10 protein-coding genes are annotated in these 12,449 nt (G+C 37.4%); 9 read left to right on the top strand and 1 reads right to left on the bottom strand.

The genetic code is table 11. From position 1 onward, the window contains the following. Positions 1–100: 100 nt before the first annotated feature. The 6 genes from ODR02_RS03430 to metF all read left to right on the top strand — a co-directional run bounded on the left by ODR02_RS03430 (position 101) and on the right by metF (position 7,461). Positions 101–1,261, top strand: a complete 1,161-nt coding sequence (locus tag ODR02_RS03430; RefSeq protein WP_309511630.1) for an O-succinylhomoserine sulfhydrylase — start codon at positions 101–103, stop codon at positions 1,259–1,261. 27 nt (positions 1,262–1,288) lie between these two features. After that, on the top strand, positions 1,289–1,672 hold the full coding sequence (locus tag ODR02_RS03425) for a four helix bundle protein (RefSeq protein ID WP_209786124.1): 384 nt from the start codon (positions 1,289–1,291) through the stop codon (positions 1,670–1,672). Further along, a complete protein-coding gene (locus ODR02_RS03420; protein WP_105683385.1) occupies positions 1,647–2,657 on the top strand; it encodes a homocysteine S-methyltransferase family protein in 1,011 nt (336 codons plus the stop codon). The genes ODR02_RS03425 and ODR02_RS03420 overlap by 26 nt, the downstream gene beginning before the upstream one ends. Positions 2,658–2,740: 83 nt before the next feature. Then, positions 2,741–3,832, top strand: coding sequence for a fatty acid desaturase family protein (locus tag ODR02_RS03415; RefSeq protein ID WP_309511629.1), 1,092 nt, complete (start codon positions 2,741–2,743; stop codon positions 3,830–3,832). A 1-nt stretch (position 3,833) separates the two neighbouring features. Then, the gene (gene metH, locus ODR02_RS03410) at positions 3,834–6,494 is read left to right on the top strand and encodes a methionine synthase (protein WP_309511628.1); all 2,661 of its coding nucleotides are present in this window, start codon (positions 3,834–3,836) and stop codon (positions 6,492–6,494) included. Between the two features lie 7 nt (positions 6,495–6,501). Beyond that, positions 6,502–7,461 carry a methylenetetrahydrofolate reductase [NAD(P)H] gene (gene metF / locus ODR02_RS03405; protein WP_105683388.1) on the top strand — a complete coding sequence of 320 codons (960 nt, stop codon included), beginning with the start codon at positions 6,502–6,504 and terminating at the stop codon, positions 7,459–7,461. A 268-nt stretch (positions 7,462–7,729) separates the two neighbouring features. On the opposite strand, the gene ODR02_RS03400 is transcribed toward metF, so the two are convergent. Then, positions 7,730–8,881 (bottom strand): hypothetical protein, encoded by a 1,152-nt coding sequence (locus ODR02_RS03400; RefSeq protein ID WP_309511627.1) that lies wholly within the window; start codon positions 8,879–8,881, stop codon positions 7,730–7,732. A gap of 101 nt (positions 8,882–8,982) precedes the next feature. On the opposite strand from ODR02_RS03400, the gene folE reads away from it, so the two are divergent. The 3 genes from folE (at position 8,983) to cysS (ending at position 11,678) form a co-directional block, all read left to right on the top strand. Further along, positions 8,983–9,651 (top strand): GTP cyclohydrolase I FolE, encoded by a 669-nt coding sequence (gene folE / locus ODR02_RS03395; protein ID WP_047376638.1) that lies wholly within the window; start codon positions 8,983–8,985, stop codon positions 9,649–9,651. A gap of 3 nt (positions 9,652–9,654) precedes the next feature. Next, positions 9,655–10,086, top strand: coding sequence for a DinB family protein (locus ODR02_RS03390; protein WP_209786119.1), 432 nt, complete (start codon positions 9,655–9,657; stop codon positions 10,084–10,086). Between the two features lie 125 nt (positions 10,087–10,211). Next, positions 10,212–11,678, top strand: coding sequence for a cysteine--tRNA ligase (gene cysS, locus ODR02_RS03385; protein ID WP_209786118.1), 1,467 nt, complete (start codon positions 10,212–10,214; stop codon positions 11,676–11,678). Positions 11,679–12,449 lie beyond the last annotated feature (771 nt).

Below are 12,449 nucleotides of genomic sequence, written 5' to 3'. Positions count from 1 at the left end.
GTATCAGTTTACCAATAATTGGTGTCGTTATTCTGAGCAAAGCGAAGAATTTCATTGGTACATTGTTAGACTGCTATATTGGTAAATCAATTAAAACTATATGGAAAATTTTGAAACATCAGCAATAAGAACCCAGACTGAAAGATCTCAGTTTGATGAGCATTCTACGCCATTATATCTTACTTCCAGTTTTATATTCCAGGATGCAGAGGATATGAGAGCAAGCTTTGCCGAAGAAAAACCTAAAAACCTATACAGCCGTTTTTCCAATCCGAATGTAACAGAGTTTACAGATAAAATAGCTAAAATGGAAGGTGCAGAAGCAGGATATGCCTTTGCAACGGGAATGGCAGCCATCTATTCTACATTTGCTGCCCTACTGAATGCCGGAGATCATATCGTAAGCTGCCAGTCAGTTTTTGGATCTACACACACATTGTTTACCAAATATTTCCCGAAATGGAATATTGAAACTTCTTATTTCAAAGCAGGAGATGCTGAGAATGTTGAACAATATATTAAACCCAATACAAAGATCTTATACCTTGAAACTCCTACCAATCCGGCGATTGAAATTTTGGATCTGGAGTTCTTCGGGCAGATTGCAAAAAAATACAATCTTATCTTTATTGTAGATAACTGTTTTGCAACGCCTTACCTTCAGCAACCGATTAAATATGGTGCAGATATTGTTGTACACTCCGCAACAAAACTGATTGACGGACAGGGAAGAGTGTTAGGAGGAATAGCAGTAGGAAAAGAAGACCTGATCAGAGAAATTTATCTTTTCGCAAGAAATACAGGGCCTGCATTGTCTCCTTTTAATGCATGGGTATTATCAAAAAGTCTGGAAACATTGTCTATTCGTGTAGAAAAGCACTGTGAGAATGCATTGAAGGTAGCAGAGTTTTTAGAAAGCCATCCCAACGTAGAATTAGTAAAATATCCATTCCTGAAATCTCACCCGAGTTATGAAGTAGCGAAAAAGCAGATGAAGCTTGGAGGAAATATCGTAGCATTTGAAATCAAAGGCGGAATAGAGGGCGGAAGAAACTTTTTAGATAAGATACAAATGTGCTCACTGTCGGCTAACTTAGGTGATACAAGAACGATCGTTACCCATCCGGCATCTACAACCCACTCCAAACTTTCAGACGAAGAAAGAAATGAAGTAGGGATTACGGCAGGATTGGTTCGTTGCTCAGTAGGACTGGAAAATGTAGAGGATATCATTGCAGACTTGAAACAGGCTTTAGATTAATTAATCGTTCACAGTTTATAGAGCCAAATGGATAGAAACTACACAGAATTAGTAATTTGGAGAGAAGGAAGACAGTTGGTTACTCTAACTTATATTCTTACTGCAAATTTTCCTAAAGAAGAATTATTGGCTTTAACGAGTCACATAAGAAGAATGGCAACTTCAGTTTCGTTCAATATAACGGAAGGAAGTAGAACACAGGCTCCTGAAGATACTTTACAATTCCTGCATATGGCCGGGAAATCTCTTTATAAACTGGAAACTCAATTCCATTTGGCTTTAGACCAACACTATATTTCTAAAGAAGATTTTGAAATAATCAATAAAAAAATCCTCTTATGTAAAAAACTGGTGAGCGGATTTATAAACTATAAATTGATAGAAAATGAAAAATTCAGAACAATTATATAAAGCTCTATCCGAAAGAATTTTAATTCTTGATGGTGCGATGGGAACTATGCTTCAGAGATACAAGTTCGAAGAAGAAGACTATCGTGGAGAGCGTTTCAAAGATTGGGAACATCCGGTGAAAGGAAATAATGACCTGCTTTCTCTGACACAGCCTCAGGCTATTGAAGAAGTTCATAAGAAATACCTGGAAGCAGGAGCTGATATCATTGAAACCAATACTTTCTCAGGAACTACCATTGCGATGGCAGATTATCACATGGAAGAATTGGTATATGACCTGAACTATGAGTCGGCAAAAATTGCCAGAAAGGCCTGTGACGAGTACACGGCAAAAAATCCGGACAAACCGAGATTCGTAGCAGGATCTATCGGGCCAACAAACAGAACAGCAAGTTTAAGTCCAGACGTTAATGATCCAGGATACAGAGCCATCACTTTCGAAGAATTGAGAGTGGCTTACAAGCAGCAGTGTGAAGCTTTGCTGGATGGTGGTTCAGATATTCTGTTGGTAGAAACCATCTTTGATACCCTGAATGCAAAAGCAGCCTTGTTTGCTATTGACGAACTACAGGATGAAAGAGGAATCAAAATTCCAATCATGGTGTCAGGAACGATTACCGATGCTTCAGGAAGAACTTTGAGTGGTCAGACCGCAGAAGCTTTTCTGATCTCAGTTTCCCATCTGAATTTATTAAGTGTAGGCTTTAACTGTGCATTGGGAGCAGATCAGCTGACTCCTTACCTTGAAACACTGGCCCATAATTCAGAATTCTACGTTTCAGCCTATCCGAATGCCGGTTTACCCAATGCTTTCGGAAAATATGATGAGACCCCGGAAGATATGGCAAGACAGATCAAAGAATATGTAGAAAAAGGATTAATCAATATTATCGGAGGATGCTGTGGGACTACACCTGAGCATATTAAGGCAATTGCGGACCTGGTAGAACAATATCCACCAAGGAAATTGAAGGAATTTGTGTGATTTGATAGATTTTTTTAATTAAAATCAAGAATGAAGGCTAAATTATAAATAGTAACTTTATGTAAACCACAAAGTTAAATATTATGGAAAAGCCAATTTATTTAAAAGATTCGGAAGATATCAGATTATTTAATGAGCTGAGAAAGAAAGTAAACCAGAGAGTGGAAGCCATTTCTGAGAACAGAGATATCTACATTCAGATCAAAGCGGTTGTGCTGCCATTGGTCTATATCGGGTTGTATTTCCTGGCTCTTTTGAATGCCGAAAAGCATTGGATCTACATTCTGAGTTTTGTTTTAATGGGAATTTTTTTGGTTTTAATTTATTTAAACTTAATTCATGAAGCCGCTCATAATAATATCTATAAAAGTAAAAGACTGAATACGCTGGTTCTTCACATTTTTGATTTTATAGGAGCTAATTCCTACATCTGGAAAAAAAGACATATCGCAAGCCACCATGCCTATCCTAACGTGGATGGATGGGATACAGATATTGAACAGAGCGGATTGCTTTTAATTGTGCCATGGATCAAAGCAAAAGGAGTACAGAAATATCAGGATAAGTTTTTCTTTTTAGTCTATCCGTTGTATCTATTCAATTGGATGTTTATAAGAGACTTCAGGGACTTCTTTGATAAGGAAAGGGTGATTTTAAAGACCCAGGGAAGAATACCGGTCATTGAGAAAGTAAAAATGATCAGTTATAAACTGTTCTATTTCTTTTATCAGATTGTGGTTCCTGTGATGTTCTTTAAAGTATCAATAGGATTGGCTTTAGGAGCATGGTTTTTACAGGTGATTTCAGCAAGTATTTTTGCATTGTTTGTTTTACTGCCTTTGCATCCGCTTCCTGATAATGCCTTTCCAAAATTAAATAAGGAAAATGGTCTCCCGTTTAGCTGGCTTCGTCACCAGTTTGAAGTGACCAATGATTTAAAAGAAAATAACTGGTGGGTAAGAAATGTGTTGGGAAATTTCAATTTTCATGTAGCCCATCATCTATTCCCGAATTACAGTTATATGTATTATAACGAGATCACAGAGGAGATTGAGGAATTTGCTAAAGAACATGATTTAGCTTACAAAAGGTTTCCCCTGATTACAGCTTTAAGCAAGCATAGGGATTTATTGAGGCAGAATGCCCATAATGCCTACTATATTTTAGAAGAATAAAATGAAATATTTAAGATTATCAGGCCTCGAGCCTCTTATCATAACGCCGGAAAGTAATTTCATCAATGTTGGTGAAAGGACTAACGTTGCCGGATCCAAAAAGTTTTTAAGACTCATTAAAGAGGAGAAATTCTCTGAAGCATTAGATATTGCCCGCCATCAGGTAGAAGGAGGTGCCCAGATTCTGGATGTCAACTTCGATGATGGATTGATTGATGGAAAAGCATCCATGATCAAATTCCTGAACTTAATTGCTTCAGAACCGGATATCGCAAGAATTCCAATCATGGTAGACTCTTCCAAATGGGAAATCCTGGAGGCAGGTCTTCAGGTTGCTCAGGGAAAATGTGTAGTGAATTCTATCAGTTTAAAAGAAGGAGAGACAGAATTTATCAAACATGCCAAAGCCATTAAAAGATACGGTGCAGCAGTTATTGTAATGGCATTTGATGAGGTAGGGCAGGCTGACAGTTTTGAACGAAGAATTGAAATCTCAAAACGTTCTTATGATATTCTGGTGAACCAAATTGGCTTCCCGGCAGAAGATATCATTTTCGACTTAAATATCTTTCCGGTGGCAACAGGAATGGATGAGCACAGAAGAAACGCCATCGATTTTATTGAAGCTACGCGCTGGGTAAGACAAAATCTTCCCTATGCATCCGTAAGTGGGGGAGTGAGTAATGTTTCTTTCTCTTTCCGTGGAAATGATACGGTGAGAGAAGCCATGCATTCTGTATTCCTTTACCATGCCATCCAGGCAGGAATGAACATTGGTATTGTAAACCCGGCGATGCTGGAGGTGTATGATGAAATCAATAAAGAACTTCTGGAACTTGTAGAAGATGTAATTTTGGATAAAAGAGAAGATGCTACAGAAAGACTTCTCGACTATTCGGAAAAACACAAATCTGTAAAAAAAGAAAAGACCGAAGACTTGGAATGGAGAAATAATCCATTACAGGAAAGAATTACTTATGCCCTGGTAAAAGGTATTGACCGTTTTATTGAAGAAGATGTAGAAGAAGCAAGACAATTGGCCGCAAGACCGCTTCATGTCATAGAAATCAATCTGATGACCGGAATGGGAGTGGTGGGAGATTTATTCGGAAGCGGAAAAATGTTCTTACCACAGGTTGTAAAGTCTGCAAGGGTAATGAAAAAAGCCGTGGCTTATTTACAGCCTTTCATTGAAGCTGAAAAAGACGGAGCAAAACCTGCCAACGGAAAAATATTAATGGCAACTGTAAAAGGTGACGTTCATGATATCGGTAAAAATATTGTGAGTGTCGTTTTAGGTTGTAACAATTATGAAATCGTTGACCTTGGAGTAATGGTTCCCGCTGAAAAGATTATCCAGACTGCTATTGAAGAAAAAGTAGACGTTATCGGGCTGAGCGGACTGATTACCCCAAGTTTGGATGAAATGGTATACATCGCTTCAGAATTAGAAAGACAAAATTTAGATTTTCCGTTATTGATAGGTGGTGCTACAACGTCCAAGGCACATACTGCAGTGAAAATCGATTTAAAATATAAAAATGCTGTCGTTCACGTGAATGATGCTTCAAGAGCTGTAAACGTAGTAAGCTCATTGCTGGGCGACAGGAATAAAGAATATGTTTCGGATTTAAAGAATGACTATTCCGATTTCAGGGAAAAGTTTCTGAACAGACAGGTAGATAAAGATTATGTCTCCATTGAAGAAGCAAGAGAGAATCATTTTAAAATTGATTGGGAAAACGAAGAAATTTTCACTCCGAATACGATAGGAATAAAAGTGATCGAAAATCAGGATCTGAGAGAACTTCTTCCTTTTATCGACTGGTCACCGTTTTTCAGAAGCTGGGATCTTCACGGAAAATACCCGAATATCCTGGAAGATGAGGTCGTAGGCGTTCAGGCGAAAGAATTATTCAAAGATGCCCAGGTGATTCTAAAGAGAATTCTTGATGAAAAGCTTTTAACAGCAAAAGCCATTTTCGGAATTTTTAAAGCTAATTCCAATGAATCCGATGATATCTTAATTTTTGATGAAAATAATAATGAGCAGGCTAAATTTTTAACCCTAAGACAGCAGGCTCAGAGATCAAAAGGAAAAGACTATCTAGCGCTAAGTGATTTCATTGCTCCTCAAAGTTCCGGAAAAACCGATTACGTGGGAGCATTCTGCGTAACCACCGGATTTGGAACAGATGAATTGTCCAACGAATATGAAAAGGCTAATGATGACTATAATTCCATCATGGTGAAAGCCCTGGCAGACCGTTTTGCAGAAGCCTATGCAGAATTCTTACACAAAAAAGTAAGAACCGAGTATTGGGGATATGCCAATCAGGAAAGTTTAAGCAACGAAGAATTGATTGCCGAAAAATACAAAGGAATCCGTCCGGCTCCGGGATATCCGGCTTGCCCTGATCATCTGGAAAAGAAAACCATCTGGGATCTTTTAAAAGTAGAAGAAAATACAGGCGTTTTCCTTACAGAAAGCCTTGCCATGTTCCCAACAGCATCAGTTTCCGGATATTATTTCGGAAGCCCGCACGCCAAATATTTCGGATTAGGAAAAATTACAGAAGACCAGCTTAAAGATTATGCAGCAAGAAGAGGTTGTAGCATTCAGGAAGCGAGAAAATGGTTGTCACCCAATTTAGCAGATTAACATTGACATGAAGATAACAGAACACATTAAAAACGCAAATGGAAAAACTTTATTCTCCTTAGAAGTTGTTCCGCCACAGAAAGGAATCGGGATTGAAGATCTCTATACCAATATAGATCCGCTAATGGAGTTCAAACCGCCTTTCATTGACGTTACCACATCCAGAGAAGAATACATTTATCTGGACAAAGGAAACGGCCTGATGGAACGCCGTATTACAAGAATGCGTCCGGGAACATTAGGAATTTGTGCGGCAATCCAGCATAAATACAATGTAGATACAGTACCACACCTTCTTTGTGGAGGTTTTACCAAGGAAGAAACAGAATATCTGTTGGTAGACTGTATGTATCTGGGGATAGACAATGTAATGGCCTTGAGAGGAGATGCTATGAAAGGACATCAATATTTTGAACCTACTCATGGCGGGCATGCAAGTGCTATGGATCTGGTGAATCAGATTAACAACCTTGGAAGAGGAAAATACCTTCATAACGAAGAACAGGTTTGTGATGAATTAAATAAATTCTGTATCGGAGTTGCCGGATATCCTGAAAAACATATGGAAGCTCCTTCCATGAATTATGACTTGAAATGGCTGAAGCAAAAAGTAGATGCCGGAGCAGATTATATCGTTACTCAAATGTTTTTTGACAATAAAAAGTACATTGAATTCGTTCAGAAAGCAAGAGAAATGGGAATTACCGTTCCTATTATTCCGGGGATCAAACCTATTGCCACCAAGAAACATTTGAAAATCCTGCCACAGGTATTCAAAATAGACCTTCCCGAAGAACTGATTAGTGAAGTGGAAAATGCAAAAAATAATGAAGCTGTAAAGCAGATCGGAATAGAATGGTCCATTGCTCAATGCAAAGAACTGCTGGATTTCGGAGTTCCTGTTTTGCATTTCTACTCAATGGGTAAAAGCGATAACATAAAAAAAGTAGCCGGTGAGCTATTCTAATAAAAGTACCAAAATGAAGGAACCCTGCTGTAAAAGGCAGGGTTTTTATTTTAATCAGAATCCGATACAGAAAATAAGATGAACTAAGTAAGCCGCAGGCTATACATCCGCTTAGAAAGAATCAATAAAGTTGATTCAACCTTTGCTCCATCAAAAATATAACAGTTGCAAATAAAGACTCTGCATCAAATAGCTTACAGTATTAAAAAAAAGTAAACTTGAACTTTTAGTTAATAAACACGCTTCAATAACTCCCATCTTCCTTACCCTAAAGAATCTCATGTCTCTCAAATTCCTTATTCCTGTCAAACAAATATCGATAAGTTACCAGTTTTCGGGTAACGGTTGTATCAAGAGCTTCAGCAATCTTAATCATTTTGGGATTAAAATCACCAATCCACTGCAGTTCTGTAATCGTAAAATCTGTATGCTTTCTCAAATGTTGAGTTCCTTCCCAGATCATATACCCGTCAATGCCCTTTTTCTGCCATTCCGGTACAACACCAAAAACAAGCCCCACCATTTTCTCATTCTTTTTAAATCGTTTTAAAAACAAGAACTTGAGTTTTTCGAAAATTCCAAACTTCCCATTCAGATATTTAAACCACTGATTGAGGTCAGGCATATTAATCCACATGGCAATAGGTTTTTCATTCTCATACACAAACCAGGAGATATGCTCATTGATAATAGGTTTCATTGTGTTGAACATTTTCAGAACCTTGGCTTCTTCCAGTTGTTTTCCTTCTCCATGGCAGGCCCATGCTTTGTTATAAACCTCAGTAAAGTCTTTCGCAAACTTAGCCAGGTTATTCTTTTTCATGGGTTGCGCTGAAATAGCAGGATTTCTTCTGTTTTTTTCGTGAGCAATGGTGAAAATCCTCGAAACTTCTGAAAATACAAGCCGGGTAAAACAAAGCTGTTCAAAATAAACCTGAAACCCATAATTTTCAAAGAGCTCTTTGTAATAAGGGAGATTGTAATTCATCCCAAATAAAGGCTCAATAAAACCTTCCGTTAAAAGTCCCCAGAATTTATCCCGCTCCCCAAAATTGATAGGTCCGTCCATGGCTTCCATACCTTTTTCCAGAAGCCAGTTTTTACAGTGGTCAAAAATAAAGTTGGCAGTTTCCTGATCATTGATACAGTCGAAAAAACCAATTCCTCCCGTAGGTTGCTTTTGCTCATAACACCCATTGATAAAAACGGCTACTTTACCTACTGTTTGATTGTTCTTTTTAAACAGAAACCTTTTACATGTCCCATTTTTAAAGAACTTATTTTTTTCAGGATCAAAAATCTCCTCAATATGTTGATCTAAAGGGCGGATATAATTTTTGTCGCGTTCATAAAGGCGGACTGGGAATTCCAGAAATTCCCTTTTATGGTGTTTATTTTGTACTTCCTCGACAATAATCATAGGCTTTTTAATCAGAAATGGCTATAAAAGATAATGTTTTTCACCTTATTTGAAATAGAGAAATAGATATTATCCGTATTTTTGCTGCAAATTAAATAAAAATGGTTGATTTTACTGATAACGACGATGATATTTTCACTGGAAAAGAACATACGCCTATAAGGAAAGATGCTTTTGATAAATCGCCACAGGAAAAAATAGAAAAAATTACTGAGCTTTTTGGGGAGATTATGGAAACACTAGGAATGGATATGACAGATGATTCTCTGAAAGACTCTCCAAGACGTGTTGCCAAAATGTATGTGAACGAGATTTTCGGAGGACTTCTTCCTGAAAACAAACCAGGAATCTCTACTTTCTCCAATAAATACAAATACCGCCAGATGTTGGTGGAAAAAGATATCACCGTATACTCTTTCTGCGAACATCACTTTTTACCCATCATAGGAAGAGCCCACGTAGCTTATATTTCCAATGGTGAAGTAATCGGTCTCTCAAAAATCAACAGAATTGTTGATTACTATGCGAAAAGACCACAGGTTCAGGAAAGACTTACCATGCAGATTGTAGATGCTTTGAAAGAAGCATTGGGAACAAAAGATGTAGCCTGTATCATTGATGCAAAACACCTTTGTGTAAACTGCAGAGGAATAAAAGACACCGCAAGTTCTACGATTACCGCAGAATTAAGTGGTATTTTCAGAACAAACCCTATTACAAGACAGGAGTTCTTACATTATGTAGGAAGCCATGCCAAACTGGATTATTAATCAATGAAATACGAAATCCTTAAAAACATTATTGATGCCGAACTTCAGAGATTTCAAAATATCCCTGAAGAAGAATGGTCACATAGAAGTTTTTCAGAAAAATGGTCTAAAAAAGAAATTATTGGTCATCTTTGTGACAGTGCTTTTACAAATATCCGTAGATTTGTGGTAACCCAATACAAAGAGAACGAAAATATTGTATATGACCAGAATTTCTGGGTAAAAGCTCAGAACTATCAGAATGTTCCTACTTCAGATCTTATTGATCTTTGGAAGTCTTTGAACTATCAGATTGTTCATATCGTGGAAAATATTCCGGATGAAGCATTACAAAGAACCTGCGATACAACTAAAACAGAACCTCGGGTGTATACGTTGGAGTTTATTATCAATGATTATGTAGATCATTTACAGCATCATTTAAAAGCGATTTAATTATGATAAAATTTAAAAAAGTTTCACATAAGATTTTTATCACAACAATTATTTGTTGTGACAAAAGTAATTTTTAACTCAATTTTGAATCTTTAAAATCATTAAATCTTTTAACTTAAAAATACATGCAATTAAAAATATATAACTCTCTTACTGCGGAAAAAGAAATATTCAAACCTATTTTAGAAGGAAATGTCGGAATGTATGTCTGCGGACCTACAGTGTACAGCAATGTACATTTGGGAAATGTAAGAACTTTTCTTTCCTTCGATTTTATCTACCGTACCCTGACGCATTTGGGGTATAAAGTAAGATATGTAAGAAATATTACTGATGCAGGTCACCTTACCGATGATGGGAATGTAGATAACGACAGATTCGTAAAACAAACCAGGTTGGAAAAGCTGGAACCCATGGAAATCGTACAGAAATATACGGTAGACTTCCATAAAGTATTGGATATGTTCAATCTGTTGCCTCCTAATATCGAACCTACAGCTACAGGACATATTGTAGAACAGATAGAGCTGACTCAAAAACTGATTGAAAGAGGATTCGCTTACGAAAGCAACGGTTCAGTATACTTTGATGTATTAGAATACAACAAAAGGGGATTGAACTATGGTGAACTTTCAAAACGTAATATAGAAGAACTTTTTGCCAATACGAGAGATCTTGACGGACAGGGAGAAAAGAAAAACCCGCAGGATTTTGCATTGTGGAAAAAAGCATCTCCGGCTCACATTATGAGATGGAACTCTCCTTGGGGAGAAGGATTCCCGGGATGGCATCTTGAGTGTACTGCAATGAGTACTAAATATTTAGGTGAAACATTCGACATCCATGGAGGAGGAATGGATCTTAAATTCCCTCACCACGAATGTGAAATAGCACAAGGGAAAGCTTGCAATGACGCAGCACCGGTAAATTACTGGATGCATGCCAATATGTTGACAATGAACTCACAACGTATGAGCAAGTCTACAGGAAACTATATCCTTCCTATGCAATTGGTTACAGGAGACAATGATTTCTTTGAAAAACCTTTCCACCCTTCAATTGTACGTTTCTGCTTCCTGCAGGCACATTACAGAAGTGTGCTGGATATTTCAAACGATGCAATGCTGGCCAGTGAAAAAGGATTTATCAGACTGATGGAAGCCGTAAAAGTATTGAATTCCATTACGCCTGATGATACAAAACAATCCGGTTTCAGCCTGAAGGAGTGGAAAAATAAAGCATATGAAGCTTTAACAGACGATTTCAATTCACCAATCCTGATTGCTCACCTGTTTGAAGCAGTAAAATACATCTTCGCTTTGAATGATGGGAAAGAAACAATCTCAACTGCAGATCTTGAAGATTTAAAATCAACATTGAATGCCTTTATCTTTGACGTTTTGGGATTACAGACCATAGAAGAAAATAATAATGAAAAGCTTGATCAGACCCTAAAGGTGTTGATCGAACTGAGAAACCAGGCAAGAAAATCTAAGAATTTTGACCTTTCAGATCAGATCAGAGACAAACTGCTTGCTGAAGGAATCGAATTAAAAGACGGAAGAGACGGAACATCATACGTTCTGAACTAAAAATATAACTTCGTTTTATACCCATTCCGTAGGAGTCCCACATTTAGGATTCTTACGGAATGTTTTTTTTTACCCCTTTTACAAATATTAAATTACTTCTTTCACTCATCAACTCTCAATCTCTCAATCTCTCAAACTCTCAAACCCTCAAACTTAATGAGGAGCTATTTCCTGCTATCCATTCATACTCCTCACGCCTGCACGCTCCCACACTCAGACCCATCCACTCTCCAACCCAAGCTGCGGGGTAACCATTTCTATCAGGGCTAGGGGAGAGGTGTTGTTAATTATAAATGATGAATGATGAATGATGAATGATGAATGATGAATTCGGGGTTTGGGTCTTGAGTTTCGGGTTTCGTGTTCTGTTTTTTGATATTTGAGTTCCGGATTTTCAGGCTTCGTATTATTACGATCCTCATTTTATATTATCCTCATCAGTATTTATATTCCATAAGAACAAGCTTTATCTAGTTTTCATAACACACTTTTTTTGTATACCTATATTATATATTATATCCAGTATCCTCTGTGCAAGTCTGTGCCATCTGTGGGAAAAAATAACCACGCATCCCAACCAATACCCATTCTCACTACAATCATATTCAATATTAGCGTTGCTTGATCCCGTTTTCATTACACACTTTTTTTGTATACCTATATTATATCCATCATCCTCTGTGCAAATCCGTGCCATCTGTGGGAAAAAATAACCACGCATCCCAACCAATACCCATTCTCACTACAATCATATTCAATATTAGCATGCTT

The organism is Chryseobacterium sp. CFS2, assembly GCF_036543225.1.
Lineage (GTDB): Bacteria > Bacteroidota > Bacteroidia > Flavobacteriales > Weeksellaceae > Chryseobacterium > Chryseobacterium culicis_A.
Note: the sequence above shows the minus strand (reverse complement) of the source record. Positions and strands in the feature narration are given on the sequence as shown.